The organism is Acidovorax sp. GW101-3H11, from assembly GCF_001633105.1.
Taxonomy (GTDB): Bacteria; Pseudomonadota; Gammaproteobacteria; order Burkholderiales; family Burkholderiaceae_C; genus Acidovorax.
The window spans coordinates 30,661-48,190 of record NZ_LUKZ01000029.1 but is presented as its reverse complement, the minus strand read 5'-3'; the positions used below and the strand labels follow the sequence as shown (position 1 = coordinate 48,190).

Annotated in this window: 17 protein-coding genes; 1 reads left to right on the top strand and 16 read right to left on the bottom strand. The window is 65.4% G+C overall.

Annotated features, from left to right (window positions below; all coding sequences use genetic code 11):
• Positions 1 to 4: 4 nt before the first annotated feature.
• Entirely contained in the window at positions 5 to 3,892 is a 3,888-nt protein-coding gene (locus tag A1D30_RS20615; protein WP_063462603.1) for a tape measure protein, read from the bottom strand.
• Between the two features lie 15 nt (positions 3,893 to 3,907).
• Between A1D30_RS20615 and A1D30_RS20610 the strand changes: the two genes are divergently transcribed.
• The gene (locus tag A1D30_RS20610; RefSeq protein WP_063462602.1) at positions 3,908 to 4,096 is read left to right on the top strand and encodes a hypothetical protein; all 189 of its coding nucleotides are present in this window, start codon (positions 3,908 to 3,910) and stop codon (positions 4,094 to 4,096) included.
• A 6-nt stretch (positions 4,097 to 4,102) separates the two neighbouring features.
• Here the strand turns inward: A1D30_RS20610 and A1D30_RS20605 are convergent, their stop codons facing one another.
• From A1D30_RS20605 to A1D30_RS20535, 15 genes are all read right to left on the bottom strand, one after another.
• On the bottom strand, positions 4,103 to 4,882 hold the full coding sequence (locus A1D30_RS20605; protein ID WP_131798508.1) for a hypothetical protein: 780 nt from the start codon (positions 4,880 to 4,882) through the stop codon (positions 4,103 to 4,105).
• A 71-nt stretch (positions 4,883 to 4,953) separates the two neighbouring features.
• Positions 4,954 to 5,409 (bottom strand): hypothetical protein, encoded by a 456-nt coding sequence (locus A1D30_RS20600; protein ID WP_063462600.1) that lies wholly within the window; start codon positions 5,407 to 5,409, stop codon positions 4,954 to 4,956.
• Complete coding sequence (locus tag A1D30_RS20595; RefSeq protein ID WP_063462599.1) at positions 5,406 to 5,741, bottom strand: hypothetical protein; 336 nt, start codon at positions 5,739 to 5,741, stop codon at positions 5,406 to 5,408. The genes A1D30_RS20600 and A1D30_RS20595 overlap by 4 nt, the downstream gene beginning before the upstream one ends.
• A gap of 8 nt (positions 5,742 to 5,749) precedes the next feature.
• Positions 5,750 to 6,130 carry a hypothetical protein gene (locus A1D30_RS26100; RefSeq protein WP_063462598.1) on the bottom strand — a complete coding sequence of 127 codons (381 nt, stop codon included), beginning with the start codon at positions 6,128 to 6,130 and terminating at the stop codon, positions 5,750 to 5,752.
• A 2-nt stretch (positions 6,131 to 6,132) separates the two neighbouring features.
• Positions 6,133 to 7,080 carry a hypothetical protein gene (locus A1D30_RS20585; RefSeq protein WP_063462597.1) on the bottom strand — a complete coding sequence of 316 codons (948 nt, stop codon included), beginning with the start codon at positions 7,078 to 7,080 and terminating at the stop codon, positions 6,133 to 6,135.
• A gap of 46 nt (positions 7,081 to 7,126) precedes the next feature.
• Positions 7,127 to 7,498, bottom strand: a complete 372-nt coding sequence (locus A1D30_RS20580; RefSeq protein WP_063462596.1) for a DUF2190 family protein — start codon at positions 7,496 to 7,498, stop codon at positions 7,127 to 7,129.
• A gap of 41 nt (positions 7,499 to 7,539) precedes the next feature.
• A complete protein-coding gene (locus tag A1D30_RS20575; RefSeq protein WP_063462595.1) occupies positions 7,540 to 8,907 on the bottom strand; it encodes a S49 family peptidase in 1,368 nt (455 codons plus the stop codon).
• Positions 8,908 to 8,911: 4 nt separating this feature from the next.
• On the bottom strand, positions 8,912 to 9,232 hold the full coding sequence (locus A1D30_RS20570) for a hypothetical protein (protein ID WP_063462594.1): 321 nt from the start codon (positions 9,230 to 9,232) through the stop codon (positions 8,912 to 8,914).
• Positions 9,229 to 10,866, bottom strand: a complete 1,638-nt coding sequence (locus A1D30_RS20565) for a phage portal protein (RefSeq protein ID WP_082836556.1) — start codon at positions 10,864 to 10,866, stop codon at positions 9,229 to 9,231. Before A1D30_RS20565 ends, A1D30_RS20570 begins: the two co-directional genes overlap by 4 nt.
• Positions 10,867 to 10,869: 3 nt before the next feature.
• On the bottom strand, positions 10,870 to 11,109 hold the full coding sequence (locus A1D30_RS20560; protein WP_063462593.1) for a hypothetical protein: 240 nt from the start codon (positions 11,107 to 11,109) through the stop codon (positions 10,870 to 10,872).
• Positions 11,106 to 11,852, bottom strand: a complete 747-nt coding sequence (locus A1D30_RS20555; RefSeq protein WP_131798507.1) for a hypothetical protein — start codon at positions 11,850 to 11,852, stop codon at positions 11,106 to 11,108. Before A1D30_RS20555 ends, A1D30_RS20560 begins: the two co-directional genes overlap by 4 nt.
• 237 nt (positions 11,853 to 12,089) lie before the next feature.
• Positions 12,090 to 12,611, bottom strand: a complete 522-nt coding sequence (locus tag A1D30_RS20550) for a hypothetical protein (RefSeq protein WP_063462591.1) — start codon at positions 12,609 to 12,611, stop codon at positions 12,090 to 12,092.
• Positions 12,608 to 14,683, bottom strand: a complete 2,076-nt coding sequence (locus tag A1D30_RS20545) for a terminase gpA endonuclease subunit (RefSeq protein ID WP_063462590.1) — start codon at positions 14,681 to 14,683, stop codon at positions 12,608 to 12,610. The genes A1D30_RS20550 and A1D30_RS20545 overlap by 4 nt, the downstream gene beginning before the upstream one ends.
• Positions 14,680 to 16,401, bottom strand: coding sequence for a DNA cytosine methyltransferase (locus A1D30_RS20540; RefSeq protein ID WP_063462589.1), 1,722 nt, complete (start codon positions 16,399 to 16,401; stop codon positions 14,680 to 14,682). Before A1D30_RS20540 ends, A1D30_RS20545 begins: the two co-directional genes overlap by 4 nt.
• A complete protein-coding gene (locus A1D30_RS20535) occupies positions 16,401 to 16,910 on the bottom strand; it encodes a hypothetical protein (protein WP_131798506.1) in 510 nt (169 codons plus the stop codon). The genes A1D30_RS20540 and A1D30_RS20535 overlap by 1 nt, the downstream gene beginning before the upstream one ends.
• Between the last annotated feature and the right edge of the window lie 620 nt (positions 16,911 to 17,530).

The following is a 17,530-nucleotide window of genomic DNA, read 5'->3' as shown; positions in this document are numbered from 1 at the left end:
GTGGTTACAGGCCCGCAGAGCGCTTGTCTTGCTCGATGAGGCGCAGCACCTCACGCGCGATGTCTTGGATGCTGTGCTCGCCGCTGAGGTTGGTGGGCACGGGGTAGGCGCGGCTGTTGCCGATGTAGACATTGACGATGCGGTCAATGCGCGGGCCACCCGTGCCACCGCCCGTGCCCCCACCCGTTCCGCCCCCGGTGCCGCCGCCTGTACCGCCGCCTGTACCGCCCCCGGGCTTGGCCTCTTCCTCGGCCTTCTTGTTTGCGTCCTGCATGGCCTTGCGCATCTTGACGGACCGCAGCTCTGCGTCGAACTCGAACAGCGTGAGGTCTTTCATGAACGACCCGAGCTGGCCGCCCTGGCGGAACACGTTGGCGTTGTCCTTGTGGTACTGCTCCAGCCAGGTCTTCTTCCAGGCTTCGGCTTCGGCCAGGGTGTTGAAGGTGGGCACCAGGTCTTGCGAGCTGATGGTCCCCTGGTTCATGAACTTGGACTTGTCGATGGCGGCGTTGCGCTGGTCCTGGCGGAACTGGAAGCCAGCCGCCAGCATCTGGCCGCTGGCGGCCAGGGCCTTGACCTGTTCGCTGGCCTGCGTGATGTCGATGCCCATCTTCTTGAGGTCGGCAGACACATCGCGCACGGCGGCGCCCACGCCCGCCACTGCGCTCTTGGCATCGGCCATGGAGCGCACGGTGGTCTTGCCTGCGGCGTCCACCTCCAGCGTGTAGCCGCGTGCTGCAGCCCCGGCCTCGACCCACGTGGGCGCGATGCCCTTGTTGGCTGCAATGGCGGCTTCGGCGGCCTTGGCGAAACCTTCAGACAGCTCGCGGGTGCTGGCCTTGCCGCTGCTGACGATGGTGTCGTATGCCTCCTTGGCCTTGGCGGCGGTGTTCTTGAGGGTTTCGTCAGACGTGATGCCCAGCTGCTGCATGGCCTCGCGCAGGCTGTTGATGCCGGGCTTGGCCTTGTCCAAGGCATCACCCAGCTCCTCGGCTTTCTGGCGCGCCTGGTCGAGCAGGCCGTCTGCCACCTTGTCGCCCAGCTGCTTGCGCAGCTGCTCGATGCGCGAGCGCACTTCATCGATGGCCTTCTGGCCGTCTGCGGTGTCGATGGCCTTGGTGAGGCTGGCCTCCAACACGCGGCCCGTATCCACGCCCTGCGTCTTCAGCCGGTCAAGCCCACCGATGATGGCGTCGAGGTCGTTGATGGCGCTGCGGGAGGTTGCGCCGATCTTGCCCGCCAGGTTGTCGAAGTCGAGGCCGGTACGTTGGACCGCCGAACGGACCACCTGGTCGAGCATCGTGGCAACGCGCTCGCCTTCCCTTCTTGCTGCGGATAGCGCCCCTTCCAGGCGCTGCTGCAGAGCTTTGACAACCTCGTCAGAGGCCCCATTCTTGATGGCCTGGTCAATCTGAATCCGCAGCTTCTCCGCCTCTTGCCCGACTGCTGCAAATGCGTTTCGCGCACGCACTTCGAATGCAGCCAGATCCTGGCCTTCCAGTGCCTTTGCCCATGCCGCCTGAAACTCAGAGGCGGTGATCTTTCCATCGGCCAGCAGCTTGTCCAGAGCCGACGACATCGCGCGGATGCCCTCGGAGTTGGAGGCGTTGAAGTCCTTGCCGATCTTGGCAATGGCTTCAGCAGATGACTCCCCAGCCTTGGTCAGCTTGTCAAATTCCGCAGTGAGGGCAATGGACTGCTTGGTCAAGTCGAATGACCGGCTGCGCGCCTCCTCATACAGTGCGTTCTGCCGAGCAATGGCCTCGGCCCGGGCCTTCATGGCCTCGTCCATCTGCTTGAGCTTGCGCTCGTTTTCCTCCAGCACCTTGCCCCAGCCAGCCCACACGGCGATCTGCTCGCCCAGGCTTCGGGTGAGGCCCAGGATCTCGGGTGTAAGGGCCGCCAGCGCAATGCCCCACGGCCCGATGAGTGCAGAGGCGCCGCGCCATACCACCCCGGCGCCCGATGCTGCGGTGGCGTTGGCCGCAAGTGCGGCAGTGTTGCGGGCAGTGGCTGCGGTGGCCGCATCCTGGGCCGCACCAGCGGCGCGGGTGAAGGCGCCCATCTCGCCCCAGGCCTTGGCGTTGGCCGCGCGGGCTGCGGTGTTGACGTTGGTGGCCGTGGTGTTGGCTGTCTGGGCCGCTGCGCCCTGCAGCTGGGCGGCGCTGTTGGCCTGCTGTGCGGCGGTGTTGCGCACGGCGGCGGCGGTGTTGGCCTCCAGCGCCGTGGTGGCCGTGAGCATCTGCGTGGCCCAGCGGGCGAAGTCGGCCACCAGCCCGGCGATCTTGATGGCGGCCCAGGCTTTGCCCGCCGCCGTGAGGGTGCTGACAACGGTGTCGAGGTTCTTCGCCAGGGCGTCGATGACCTTGGCGGCATTGGCGCTGGAGATCAGGCCCTTGTCGGACTCGCCCACGTACAGCGTCCACTGCGTGCTGAGGTTCTGCAGGGCGCGGCCCACGGTGGGGGGCAGCTTGCCGAACTCGGCGGCCACCACATCGGCCTGGCCCTTGAGGGACTTCATCACCACGTCAGAGGTGAGCGCGCCCTGCTCTGCCATCTTGCGCAGCTCGCCCGTGGTGACCCCCAGGCCGTTGGCAAGCGCCTGGGCCAGGCGGGGCGCCTGCTCCATGACCGAGTTGAATTCTTCACCCCGCAGCACGCCCGACTGCAGGCCCTGGATGAGCTGGGTGATGGCGGCCTTGGCTGCATCTGCAGAGCCACCCGAAAGCTGGATGGCCTGGTTGATGGTCTCGGTGAGGCCCAGCGCGTTGCGCTGCGCTTCCTGGGCGTTTTGCCCGGCTTCTGTCCCCGCCTTTGCCAGGCGGGTAAACAGGGTGCCGGTTTCGTCCAGCGCTGAGTTGGTGCGCAGGGCGACCTGCGTGACGCCAGCGAAAGCGGCCTGGAACAGGGGGCCTTCGCCCGTTGCCAGCTTGACGCGGGCTTCGAGGTTGCGGAACTGGTCGGCGGTGTCGGCCACGCTTTTTGCCAGGCCGCCCACGTAGCTGCCGCCCAACGCCACGGTGGCGATGTTCTGGATGCGCTGCAGCTGCGTACTGATGGACGTCATGCCCTCCCGCAAGGTGCGCTGGTTTTGCGCCTGCACCTGGGTGGACTGGCTGGATGCGGCGGCGGCCTGCTGGTAGGCGGGGGCGAGGGCTGCGACTTCTTGCCGCACCTGGGCGACTGCGGCCTTGAGCGATGCCTCTGACTGCGCCAGGTTGGCGGTGCTGATGCCCACCGCCTGCATGATTTCGCGGGTTTCGGACAGGGCGCGGCGCTTGTTGCCCAGCTCGGTGCTGAGCCTGACCGAGGAGCCGATGGCGAGGTCGTATTCCTTGCGCAGGGCGGCCTCGGCGTTCTGCGCCTGGGCGGTGGCCTGTGCGGTGCCGCGCAGGGCCTGCTGCTGGTCTCTGACCTCTGCCGTGGCGGTTTTGATGCCTTCCTTGAGGCCCGCCACCGTGGCCTTGTATTCATCGGTGCGCCGGGCTGCGCCCTGCGTTTCTTCGCGTACAGCCTTGAGGGTGTCGCGCTTGCTCTGCAGGCTGGAGCGCGCCTGTTCCAGGGCGGTGGCTGCTGCGCGCTCGGCCGCGCTGAGCTGCTGGGTGTTTGCAGTGGCCTGGGGCAGTTCGTTGCCCAGGCGGTCCACCTGGGCGGTTGCCTTTTGGAGAGCGCCCTCCAGGTCGGTGGTTTCGCGCTTGAGCTGGCCGAAGTTTTCGATAGCCCGCTGCTTGGAGCCCAGCGCCTCCAGGGCCTGCGCTGCGGCTAGAGCGCTTTGCTGCAGGTCGCCCTCCAGCACATCACCCACCCCGCGCAGCGTCTTGGCAAGCGCCTCGGCATCGGCTTCGCCCTTGACGGCGGCTTCGATGTCGTATTTGATCTTGGGGTCTGCCATTTTGGAGGTACGGAGATGAAAGGTTTGGTCTGGTGCATCGCACTGGTGTGCGCAGGCATCCCGCTGGCCCTGCTGGGCCTGCTGGTGGATTCGGAGCGCCTGATGGCGCTGGGTGGCGGGGCCATCGCCACCGTGGTGGTGGGATGGCCCGTGCTGGTGCTGATGGGCGCAGTACAGACGTCTGTACGGCGCCCTACGCGCTGATCAAGATCAGGTGGCGGCGCCGGGGAAGCGCACTTCGTAGCCCTCGGTCTTGCCTGCGGGCGTGACGATCTTCCCGCTCAGGGTGATGGCAGAGTAGTCGGAGCCCAGGAAGTCGAAGCCGTTGTTGGAGCCCAGCACGCACTCCCAGACGTCCACTTCGATGGGGGAGTGGTCCACCAGGTTCTTACCGTCGAGGCGGGCCTGGCAGCGCACCTGGGTAACTCGGCCGCCCAGGATCTTCTTACCGTCCACAGCGCCCCAAGTCATTGCGAGCTTGAGCACGTCGTCTTTGTCAGGGCCGCCAGATGCGCCTGCGATGAACATGATCTCGCCCCGCAGCCAGTTGACTTCGTAGTGAGTGCCCAAGTCGTAAGTGGTAGCAGCAGTCGCATCGGTCACAACAAACCCGGTACTGCTGATGTTGCGCTTGCCCAGAGGCAACCACACGCCGACCTTGGTCAAAGTGAAGTCAGCAGCAGGCTGGTTTCCGCTGGACTGGGTGAGCGCCTGGATCAGGCCCTGGAACTGCATGCCCAACGCTTCAACGCTGGCGGCCGAAAATTCGATGGTGATTTCCGTGGGCTTGGGCAACACCACGCTGGCGCGGGCCTGGCCGTAGTCCAGGTGGGAGCGGGACTCGCTGACCTTTTCTTCAAAGTTGGGCTTGATCTCGAACTTGTCAGCGTCGAGGGGGGAGCCGAAGCCGCCATAAGCGAGGGCAACGGTGTCCCAGATGCTGAGAGAGACCAGGCCACCGGCCAGGATTGCGCGTGCGGTTGTCGTCATGATCGTTTCCTTCAAAACGAAGAAGCCCGCACAGTGGCGGGCTTCGGATGGGTTGATTCGACTCGGGCTGGTCAGCCCGGATCGCGGTAATCGAGCGTGAACAGGCCGAGCACCAGCCCGCCTCCCACGTCGATGTTTTCAAGGCGGTAGCGCACAGCACCCTCTACGAGGCCACGGCCCTCGATCTGCACCAGCTTGATGATCTCTGGCATGCAGTTGCGAATAGCTCGCTTGGCCGCGCGATAGTCGGTGTGGGCGCCAAGCCTGTCAGTCTGGGTGCGGTTGATGACCCCCACCGTGAAGCCGTAGGTGCGCTTTTGCGACTGTCCGGGCTGGGCAATGGGATCGTCTGCCTGGTCCTCGAAAAAAACGATGCGATCACCGGTATGCAGGTCGCTGGCGCGCTTGGGGTTGTCCAGCACCGTGGCGCCGGTCAGGGCGGGTTCAGCACGCAACGCTGCAACGATGGCGGCGCCGATGGCGAAGGGGGCGCCCTGCGGCAGCTTGTCGGGCGTGAGGGTGCTCATGCCGACACGCTGCCAAGCAGCGCCTCCATCTCCGCACCGTCGTTCACGCGCTGGGGGTTGTCCAGCACGCGGAACCGGGCGCCTACGGCGATGCCGAGTAGTGGGATGGCCTCCTTGGCCACCAGCACGTCATCGGCGCGGACGTCCTGCGTGGCAGGCATCTGCACCTTGCGCGTGGCGGCCATGGCGCGGCCATCCAGGGCCTCTTCATCGACCACCCCAAAGATCAGCACCACATCCACGTCAGCGACCAGGGGCCGCTGGCGCGTGAAGGTGGTGGCGAAGTCGGGACCGTAGAACACGGCGGCCATGTCTTCTTCGAGGTCGAGCATGGCAGTGGTCAGCCCTGCGCGCCGCCGTTGCCTGCTGCCGCCTTCTCGGCGGCCAGGCGGGCGGCCTCTGCCTGCTCAGCAGCCAGGCGTTCAGCTTCGGCCTTCTCGGCGGCATCGGCTTCTTCCTGGGCCAAGCGGGCGGCTTCGGCCTGCTCAGCAGCCAGGCGCTCGGCTTCGGCCTTCTGCGCGGCCTCGGCATCGGCGCGGCGCTTGCGCTCGGCTTCCGCCTTCTCGGCCGCCTTGCGAGCGGCGGAGTCGTCGGCACGCGGCTGCTCCACGGTCCCATCGGGCAGCGCCTCGGCCTCGGCCCTGGTCAGGTCGATGGAGGCGCCGACAGCGTACTTCTTCCCATCGTGTTTGATGGGGGTGAGTGCGGTGTATCGGGCCATGATCACGCAGCCGGAGCGGCAGCTCCAGTGAACAGGAAGCCAGCAGTTGCGCCCACCAGGACTGGCTGGTACGCGTCCGAGACGGGGTAGTACCAGGTCTGCGGGTTCTTCTCGAAGTAGGGCTCTTCGACAATCGGGCGGTCCTTCAGCTGGTAGGTGTAGCCAAAGTTTGGCGAACCACGACGCTGCATGCTGGCGGGGGTTGTGTAGGCCAGCAAGGCATCAAGGCCCCACATATCCTTGAACTCCGTGCCGTCGTGATAGGTGGCTTCGCCTTCCACGATTGTTTGAATCTCCAGCAGGCGCTGGAGTTGCTCAATCGTCGCAGGGACGCGATCGACCGTGGTGCTGATGCGGTCAAGGATCTTGGGATGGTTCCGCAGCGCAATCAGCACCCGTGGACCGACTTCCAGAACATTGGGCTTCTTGCCGATCTTGCTGCGAACCACTTCCTTGGCATCGTTGATGTCCGAGATTGGATCGCTGGCGGGGTCGCTCCACTTGCTGGTGCCAGAGAGGGAGGTCTTGTTGGAGGGCGCGTAGTTCGCAGGGTTCAGCGCCAGGTCGGCAGCGAGCTTTTCGCGCTCGTTGCCCATCACGTCCTGGACAGTGTTTACTGCCATGCTGCCCAGGTCAATGCCGGGGACTGCATCGGCCTCTTCTTCGTGCTCAATGGGCACTTCGCCTTCCAGGCGGTGGTCCACCAGCGCATACTTCCCCGAGTCGTAACCGAGCTTGATGCGCTTGGTGTTTGCCCCAGGCGCGCGGGCCGTGTTGACCAGACGGAAGCTGTCAGGTCCAAACGAGAGAATCGTGCCAGCGCGGGCACCCACCGAAACGATGGGAAACAGAATGTTGGCAATGCGCGCGTTGGGAGCGCCGTAGCCGCGCGCTACTTCGGTGAGGATCGGATCGATCACCCGGGTCTGGGAGAGGTTTTGTTGGTTCATGGATTTCTCCTGTGGAGTTGTGAAAGGTGGCCTGGTCGCTCTGCGATCAGGAGGCTGGCGTCACGAGGCCTGCGCTGGGCACCAGCAGCACTTCGATGAAGACGCCAGCACCTGCAGCAGCCTCCATCGACTTGGCAACCGGCGACTTGCTGCCCACGGTGAGGGGAACCACGCGGCCGGTGGCGTCCACCATCAACGGCGTGTCCTTTGTGATTGCGGCTCCGGTCTCCGCGATGGAAGTGCCCAGTACATCGGTGGGCACCAGGTCACCAGCTGCCGCTGCGCTGGTCCGCGTGACGCCGAATGCGGCAGCGCCAGCGGCGGGATAGGCCCCGGCTTGGGTGATGAAGCGGCACGCCGCCAATGCGCCAGCCGCCGCTACGGTCTGTGTGAGCAGGGAAAAGTTTCCAGAAGACATTGCGTTCTCCAAGAGTTGAGGGGTTTGGGAGTGACTGCGCGTTACGACGCGAAGCCGAGTTCCTTGAGGGCCGTGACAAAGTCCACGCCTTTTTCTTTGGCGTAGGTCTTGGCTTCTTGCGCTTGCTCGGCCTTGGTCTTGGTGACCGTGTCGGAGGGCGCTGCGCTGCCCGTGGCTGCTGGCGGGGCATCGTCCGCGTGAGCCTTGATAGCTGCGGCACGCTGGTCGCCTTCGGCCTTCAGAACGGCCATGGACGCTTCGGGTGCCGTGGTCTTGCCGTCGAAAGCAAGGGTGTTGAGCAGCTTCTCGTGGCCGGGCAGGTTGTCACCTACGGCCAAGACGGTCTGGATGCGCTCGCGCTCTTGCGTGGCGCCGAGGGTGGTGAATTCGCCGCGCAGTTGGGCGAACAGTGGGGCGTGGTCCTGCTCGAAAGACGCACGCGTGATGGGAGCTTGGTTTTCACCGGGCATGGTGGGTTCCTTTTCACGGGTTGAGGTTGTGTCTTTGGGCGCAGCACCGGCGCTTGGGGACGGAAGGGCCGCCTCAGCTTTGAACACGGCCTTGCGGCGCGTTGCAAACTGGGCGGGGTCTGCGGCCATGGCTTGCAGCAAGTCGTCGAGCGTGGAAACACCGTCCACGAGCCCGGCGTCAAGCGCCTTCTGACCGCGAAACACACGGCCATCAGCCATGTGTTCCAGGACTTGATCTGCCGTGACGCCACGGTTGGCGGCGACGGCATCGACAAACAGCGTGTACACATAGTCCACGTCGGCCTGCACTACGGCGCGGGCTTCGGCAGACAGCGGCTCGGATGCGTTGGTCAGGCGCTTGTATTTGCCTGCCGTGATGCTCTCGGTGCGCGTACGGGCTTGCGGGTCATACTCCCGGTCCACCACCACGCCGATGTTGCCAACGGTGACCACCGGGCCGCTGATGTAGATGGCATTAGCTGCACTACCGACCCAGTAGCCCGCGCTGTGCATCTGGTTATCAACATGCACCACCAGAGGCTTGACCCCTGCGGCGTAGCGCACGGTATCGCCAAGCTCGGGCACGCCAATGACGTTGCCGCCCGGTGTGTCGAGTGCCACCACGATGCCCCGCACGCGGGGATCTGCGGCAGCGCTTTCAAGCTGTTGGCTGGCAAGTTGAGTGCTGATGCCGCCACTGACGCGCATGAACAGATTGGCCTTTGGCGACATGACGCCCGACAGGCGCAGCAGGGCCACACCACCCGGCTCCAGGCTGTAGTCTTGCTGCTCATGCACCAGCGGGCGACCCATGCGGGCTTCGATGGCGTCAATGTCGATCTTGTCGCCGCGCAGGTGGGTGGCATAAATGCCCTGCAGCTCGCGCAGCATGTCGGGCTCGATGGCCCAGGCACCGAGGATGAGGTCTCGCAAAGTCATGGTGCTACTTCCGTGCAGGCGCCGTGGGCGTGCTGCTGAGGTTGCGGCTGACGTCGTTCACCGAGCGCTGCAGCTCTTTTACGTCGCCCTTGATCTCGGCCAGGGTGTCTTTGAGGCGCACGTCCTGCTCGCGCGTGCGCTCGACCACCGTTGCAGACTGCGATTCGATGAGCGTCACGCGCTTGTCGAGTGCGCTGTAGGCCGAGAAGCCTGTGATGAGAAAGCCGACGAAGGTCAGCACGTGGCCGAGGTTGATGGTGGGGTCGAAGGCCACGCGGCGGCGGTGGTGGGTTTCGACCAGGGGAGTGAAATCGCTGCTGCTCATTGGGCGTCGTCTTCGTTGGTGGGTGGTGCGTCAGGCGCGGGCTTGCCTTCTGGCTTGGGCGTGGGCTGGGGTGCTGCAGCCCCGGCCTTTGGCGTTGGAGCCATGCCGTCCTTGTTCAGGCGTTCGTGCTCCATCAGCTTTTGCACATAGGTGTCGTTCCAGTCGCTGCCGAACAGCTCCCACTCGGCACGCTCGCGGGTCATCAAGCGGGCCTCGATGGCGGCCACGTAGGCGGCTACTTCGTCCTTGGGGTTGATGCTGCCCATGCTGTCGCCAGGCCACGCGGCGCGGGTGTAGGCCCAGCGCAGGATGGGGTCGTTGAAGAAGCCCAGGGCTGGCACGCGGCCGATGGCCACGGCCTCGGCCATCCAGGTTTCAAACACGGGTTGGCAGAAGCTCTGCGAGAGCCAGTAGCGCACGCCACGGAAGTAAACCCAGGCATCCAGCAACGCTGCCTTGCTGGCGCTGTAGCTGGCGTTGAACTGCTTGACCAGAAGCTCGTAAGGCAGGCCCAAGGCAATGCCCATCTGCTTGATCACCGAGTCGATGAAGGGGCCAAAGTTGGGGTTGGGGCGGCCGGGGTTGACCATGGTGGCCTTCTCGCCCGGTGCAAGGCCCACCACGCTGCCCATGCCAAGGCCAACGTCCTGCTGTTGCGACACAGCGGCCTGGCCGTCGAACACCGGGGCGGCATTGCCCGTGGGTGTTTCGATGAAGACGGTGAGATAGGCCGTGATGACTGCGGCCATGATCTCGGCGTCGGTGTAGCGCGAGATCTGCTTGATGCAGTCGATGATGGGAGCCAGGTAGGGCACACCACGCGGCATGCCGGGGCGCAGCTTGCGGAAGTGGTGGAGGATGCGGCGGCGCCCGCTGCGGCCCAGGCGTGCCACCCACTGACCCGCAAAGATGCTGCTGCCAGCTACTGGCAGGTAGCTGCCGGGATGCTGGTTGTAAAGGTGGTATTCCAGCGGGGCGCCGCTGGGCGTGAGCTTGACGCCGCCCGCCAAGGTGGCCGTGTCCATCTGCCCGAGCGGATTGCCCACGCGATCGGCCTCCAGCACTTGCAAGCGCAGGGCATAGGGCTGGGTGGCGGTGCGGTCGCCATCGGGCAGCAGGGTGAAGCAATCACCGCTCTCCAGCGTGGAGCGCAGCACCAGGGCCTGGAGCTGGTAGAAGTTGAGCTGCTGCTCGATATCGCAGTCGGTGCTGTCGGCCCAGAGACTGAACTCGCGCTGCACCAGTGCCTTCCACTCGATGGCCTGCTCGGGCGTCCAGCCCAGCACCTGCAGCGCGGGCTGGCTGCTCAGCGCCAGGCCGGTGCCCACCACGCGGTCGATGTTGGTGTTAATGGCACCAGCCGCAATGGGCGATGTGCGGGCCAGTTCGCGCGACTGGGCGCGCTGGGTGGGCAGCTTGCGCAGGGTGTCACTGCGGGCATCGCGGGCCACCGCGTTCCAGAAGCGGCGCACAAAGCCGGGGGAATTACCGCCCGTGCTGTCGTCGGATGCTTGCACAACGGTGGGGTCTGGCAATGCCGTTACCGCTGCGAGCTGCACGCGGGCCTGCACGCGTTTGACCGCCCAGGCTGGCGCTACCGCTGCGATGGCGCGGTCAATGGGGTTGGCTTTCATGGCTTAGAAGGGGCGCAGGCGGAACACGCGCCGGGTTTGTGGGGCGGAAGCCGTTTCGAGCTTGGCGATTTCGTCTTTGCATTCACGAATGCCAGCCTGCACTGCCTCCAGGTCGGCGCGGCGGTTGCGGCGGGCTGTGCCGCCCTGCCCCACGGTGTATTCCTGCGAACCCAGGATGCGCTTCTCGGAGGCGATGTAGCCCGCCAGGCGCTCGCGCCACTGTTCGATGGTGAGTGCGCTCATGCCCAGGCACCTCCACGCGACTGCATTGCTGCCACAGCCTTTTCAAACTCGGGACGGAAGCGCTCCAGCGCCACGCGTTGCACCACGCCCGAGAAGTCGAGGCGGCGGCTGTAGTCGGGGGCATCTGTGGTGAAGATGAACAGGGCGCGGATGCGCTGGCCCTCACGGCGCCAGATGCCGTCAGGACGGTTGCCGCCGTTGGGCTTGCCGACGAACATGTCGTTGGCGAGCTTGCGGCCACGCCCTGCCTTCTGGCCCTTGGCGCCGACGCCGCCACGGATGTTCTTGAGTGCGCTGAGGATGGTGCGAACCTCGGCGCCCTTGACATTGCCGTTGGCATCGAGCGAAAGCCCAGCGCCGGGCATGGCGTATTGCGCTGCACCCATCACACCCAAGTAGCGCATGGCGTTTTCCATGCGCTTGTGACCGCGTACGCCGCCTTCAACTTCGGGCTGCAGGAACTTTTCTTGCGCCACACCACTGCCGGTGCCTGTGTCCTTGACCATCACCCGGGCACTCAATGTGTCTTTGGTCGCAGGCTCAATGCGCAGCGAGTTGAGGGTGTAGGCCACAGGACTGGAGAACACCCGGCGCATCTCGGCGGGCAGCTCGGTGCGCTGCGCGTACTGGGCGCAGCGCGTGAGCGCCGTGGCGGCTGCGTAGGGCACCATGCGACCGGGCACGCTGCGCACCTGGGCGGCCATTTCGGTGAGCGTGGGGCCGCTGCGGCGGATGGTCAACATGGGCTTTTGAAACTCCAAAACAAAACCCCCGGCTCCTTGCGGAGACCGGGGGCGATACCACTTGCGCTTGCTGCGGTGGGGTGTTGGGGCGGTAGGTTGAGGCTTACATGACGGCCTCCAAAAGTGTTTACGGACTTTTGAGACTTACCTGATTTAGGGTGAATTTTGGGCCATTTTGTCGGGTGCAGTCGAGCGCTAAAGTGTCGCCTCCACAGGCGACAAAAAAGCGCTTGACGATCATTCCTCCAATGCGCTACGCGCCGCCCGCGCGTGCTGCATGTTGGACAGGCGCCCCTCTTCTTCCGCCAGGATGTGCTTCGATGCCATGTGAATGCGCTTGCGGAAGTCTCCCAGCACGGCGTAGAAGTGCTGGCGCCCAATGCCCAGCGCTGAGGCCGCCGCCTTGATGGGGGCCACCCGGTGGATGTAGTACAGGTCGAACACGCGCTTGTCGAGTGCATCGGGCTGGCAGGTGTAGGCCACATGCAATGCCGCAAGCTCCGCACTGCAGATTGCGTCTGGCCCGCCCTGCTTGAGTGGGCGAGTGCGGGTGCCGCTGAGCTGGCCGAGCACGCTGCCCATGGTGGGCGGTGGCCCGAACAGGCGGCGCGATGCCTTCCAGTTGACCCAGCGCTCGCACAGGTCATCGAGGTCGCGCTGTTCCTCGCTCAGCTCTGGCGGTGCCTCGGGGCCGTGTTGCAGCGGCGCGGGGGCGGCCAGGCGCATGGCTTCGGTGTCGTAGTGGTTGTTTTCGGTCATGAAATCCCCCTTGAAAGAATGCGGCGGCCCGCTGGTGGGGCGTGGTTGATGGTGGGTGTGGGTGCTGGCGCAGGGCTGGAGGCCGGTGCGTGAGTCGGTTGCTGGGGCACATCCGGGGACCGTACAGACGTCTGTACGGTGGCGGCGACGGTCACGACGGGCGCTGGCGGCGGCGGTGCTGGCGCGACAGATGGCGCGAACAGGTCACCAGTGGGCGGGATGAGCTTGTCGCGCAGCCGCTGCCAGTCGAGCGCGGACCACTTGTGCAGGCCCAGGCGGTAGGCCGTAGCGAGGTTGTAGACGGATAGGTCAAGCGGCTCATTGCGCGCGCCGTTGGGCTTGATCCACTCCCGCACAGCACGCCCCTTGACGTACCGGGTGCGCGGCTGCTCCACCACCAGGCCTTCAAACCACTCTGCGGGTAGCTTGTCGTGGAAGTGCATGGCTCCCGGCCCTTCGAGCAGGTGGAAGCGGTTGAAAAGGTAGTCCTTGGCAACGTCGGTGCCCACCATCCAGCGCTCTACACCGCCAGGGCGCTTGGTGCCGCCCCAGTCGATATCCACTTTGCTGGGCGAGTTGCTGATGATGGGCCGGTTGGGCCGAGGCGAGCCACCCAGCACGGTGCAGCCCAGGTGCGCGCGGGCCGCGCCGTAGTTGTACACATCCTGCGTGTGGTGACCTGCCGCGTCGATGCTGTCGGCGCTGATCATGATGGCGCGCCCGCTGGCATGCAGCAAAGGGGTGCGGCGGATTTCATCCAGCCGCGCCCAAACGCTCTTGGGGTCTTCGGGCGAGTCGGACGGCAGGCCGGGCAGCACGATGTAGTCGAGAACCCAGTGCTCCATGCCAGGCCCCCAGGCTTCGAGCTGGACTTCCAGCCGGGTGTCTTGGGTATCGGTGGACATGGTGACCACCAGGGCCTGGTCAGGAATGACGCGGGGCGGGTTGGCTTCTGCCCGGTCCTGCAGTTGCTTGGCGGTGGTGTTGGCCTCGGAGTTGCGGTAGCTCAGGCCCAGGCGGGTGTTGTAGAACACCTGCATGCCTTCGTGATCGCCGCGCGCGAGGCGGTCTTTGGCCCGTGCGTATTGACGAGCCAGCGACAGCCAGGTGATGGCCCCGATGGGCATGTAAAACGCCGAAAGGGTGAAGCTGATTGTTTCACCGTCACCAGTGGACGTAGCCACCCAGCGCGCTTCTCCTCCCGCGCCGATATCAGGCAGCATCGTGGTCTTGTAGTGCTCGTCGATCTCGAAGAAGCACGCAGGGCACACAAACCACGCCCGGTCCATGTAGCCGGTGTCTGGATCTCGCTCGAAGCGGAAGTTGTCGAGCACCAGGGGGTGGAGGTGCCCGCAGTCTGGGCAGGGAACGTGATATTCCTCCTTGGTGCCCATGTTGAACAGGTCATCGATCTTGCTGAAGCCCTCCACGCTGGGGCTGCTGGTGTAGAAAAACTTGCAGTCATTGGCGTACTGCGTGGCGCGGGCCTCAGCCAGCTCCACCGGGTCGCCTTCGTCATCAACGTTTAGCTCCAGCCGGTCGATCTCATCCACATAGACGTATGGCGCGGAGACCTCTGCAAGGTTAGCGGCCGAGCCTGCGGTGTTCATGTACAGGGTGGCATCGCCGAGGAAGTCCTTGGCCTGCACAGTGTTGCGGCTGTCACGGCTCTTGGCCGCTGCAGCACGCTCGCGGACCTCGGGCACGTTGCGGATCATCGTGCTGACCCGTGCCGAGAAACGCTTGACCAGCGTGTCGGTGGGCTCCAGCGCCAGGAAGTTGCGCGGCCTGCGGTGCATCAGTGCACCGATCCAGTTCAAGGCCGTCTGCGTCTTGAACATCTGCGAGGCCACCTTAGCCACCACGCGTTTGCATGGGTGGCTGGGCGACAACACCTGGTGCACACGCCGAGCTGGATAGCTGCGGTCGAAGCGGAACGGCCCAGGCTGGGGGCCGCTCTTGGGCAGGATCATGAACTCCTCGGCCCATTCGTCCACGCGCAGCTCGGGGTCGGGGCGCGCGGCCTCCATGGCGGCGCGAACGACGAGTTCGTAGCCGTCTGCCAGGTTCATGCAGCCTTCCTCATCGGAACCTTGCTGTTCCAGTTCGCCTCGATCACAGCCTTGCCCAAGGGAGGCGGCACGGCGTTGCCGCACATCCGCACCTGGGTGGACTTACTGAAGAGGCGGCCGTCGTGGCCCCGGTCGATGATGTAGGTCTTGGGGAAGCCGTTGGCGCTGTACAGCTCGCGCGGGGTGAGCATGCGCAGCTGGATATCTACGATGACGTAGGGCGTGCCGCGCAGCCACACCGTGACGAGCGCGAGGCGGTCCTTGGTGGTACTGGTGGACATGGGCTCGCGCAGGTCGCCGAGTTGCCCGCCCTGGCCGTAGTACCGGATCAGGAAGGCTGCGCAGCGCAAGGCGCCCTCTTCCTGGTCGGGCGTGAGGGTGGGCTCCACCATGGTGGCTGTGACAAGCCGCTGCTGTGAGCCTGTGGCAGTGCTGGTGGACAGCGGCTCGCGCGCATCGCGGGCCAGGGTAGCGTTGAAGCCGCCGTTGGCCTGCTCGACAAACGCTGTGACGGCGGCGAACTTGCCAGCCCCTACCACCGTGCCCAATGGCTGGCGCGCATCGAGGGCGCGCGGGGCCTGGCCTTCGCGTTCGCCATAGCCCATCTGCACCAGCGTGCCCACTGCCAGCGCCTGGCCGCCACCGCTGGCGGTGACGGTGCCCACGGGGTCGCGCACATCCTTGGCGCCGTAGCTCCAGCGCGGTGCGTCTGGTGTGCCTTGGCCGTGGCCTGCCTGAACCATCACCGGGGCCACCACCGCATGCGAACCGCCGCGCGGCCAGGCAGTCACTGTGGAGAGTGGATCGCGGGCGCTGGTCACACCATCACGCGACCAGTTGGCGATTTGCACGATGAACGGATCTGCGCTGTCCAGGACGTACCGCTTCATTCCGTGCGCGACTCGGCGAAGGGTGGCGTCGGCCAGTGGCTTGTCGCGCTCGAAGATGCTTTTGCCTGGGATGCTCCAGTCGATGCACTCAGCGGCAGAGCGCCAGCGCTTCTGGCCTTTGGCCGGGTTCTTGAAGTGGGTCGGCTCGGGCCAGACGATGGGGGCGCCGTCGCAACGCGCGACCATAAAAAGGCGGCTGCGCGTGGTGGGGGCGCCGTAGTCGGCGGCGCACAGGATGCGCCACTCGACAGCGTAGCCCAGGCGTTCCAGCGAGCGAACGAAGGCGCGCCAGGTCTTGCCCGCGCGCTTGGGGTCGGGTATCAGGTGCTGTTCCTGGACGGGCACGCGTTCACCCACAGCGGCCACGGTGCCATCGATCTTCACAACGCGCTTGGTTTTCGGGCAGCGTTTGGCGATGAGCGGCCCCCACTGCAGGATCTGTTTCACGTTCTCAAGCGTCACGATGCGCGGGCGCTTCGTGCCGCACCAGCGAGGCGCGATCCACGCAAGGCCTCGCAGCTTTTTACTGCGCGGCTGGCCGCCCCTGGCCTGGCTGTGGTGGGTGCAATCGGGCGAGAGGTGCAGCAAGCCCACGGCCCGCCCCTTCGTGGCCTTGCGCGGGCACACCTCGAACACGTCTTTCCAGTGGTGTTCAGTCTGGGGGTGGTTCGCCGCATGCATGCTGCAGGCGTCTTCGTCATGGTTGACGGCGATATCCACATGGCGGCCGGTGGCCTGCTCAATGGCCTCGGACATTCCGCCGCCGCAGGCGAACTCATCGACCAGCTGCTCATCGTCCAGGCCGAGGATGAATTGAGGGGTTTTCATCAGGTGGTCTCCTTGTTGGGCAAGAGCGCGGCCATGCGGGCCTCGAAGCCTTCCAGCGCCTTGCGGGTTTCATCAACGATCACGTGCTCGATCTCGCGGGAGTCGGCAAGTCCGATGCATCGGGGGGCTGCGCGCTGGCCGATGACCATCACAGAGTCGCGGAAGGCGCGCACCACGTCGAATGCGCCGCGCTGCACCTGGGCGCGTTCGACCAGCAGGCCAGCGTCTTTCAGGTTTGCCCGCACAGCCATTTCAGCGTCGGCCTTTTCGCGCATCGCGCGGTAGTCGGCATATCCGTTCGAGGCAGGCGCACCGGGCGCGGAATTCGGGCCGCTGGCGGCCCCTTCGCCTTCAAGCAAGGGGGAACCGGCATCAGTGGCTCCGCTCCCTGCCGTGCGCTTGCTATCGGCCCGGGCGCGAGTGTTCTTCGCCCACTGGATATCCGCAACCTCGGGGTCGATCTTCCCGTCGATGGTGCTGATGCGCCCTTCGGCGATGGCCTTGCGCACGGCCTTTTCATCGCAGCCACGGTGCCGCGCGTAGGCCGCCTTGCTCAAAAGTTGGACCGCCACCGGACTATTCCCCCGAAACCGGACCAAACCCCGGACTTTTCCCAGCGCCAGCAACTAGCGCCCGCGCGGGGGTCGAATTACCCCCATGGCGAACGGCCCCGGGAGTACCTACAGGGGGGGTGGGCTCAGACCAAACAGGGTCAACCCAGACCCGGCCGAGCTGGTCCGGGCGTCCAGGCGTGGACTCAACGACCAATCGACTGACCGAGAACGGTGTCGCTCGCCGAGACCCCACCACCTCGATCACGGACGACAGACGATCCGCGCCAACATCCACCCCCGTGGTCTCAAACACATCAAGCTCTTTCATTTCCTTTTCTTTCTTCAAAAGAACAAACCGAGTTACGCGCTTACACGCACGCGTAACACCACAACCCGCGCCACGCCTAGCGAGTTACGCGATTACGCGGTTACGCTGCACACGCACACACATGCATGCACGCACACACGCGCCCGCCTGCATGCCTGCGCACATGCACAGGTGCGGGAGGCGCGTAACCGCGTAATCGCGTAACTCCCCGCGCCAGTGCTAGGTTTTGCCGTTACGCACTTGCGTA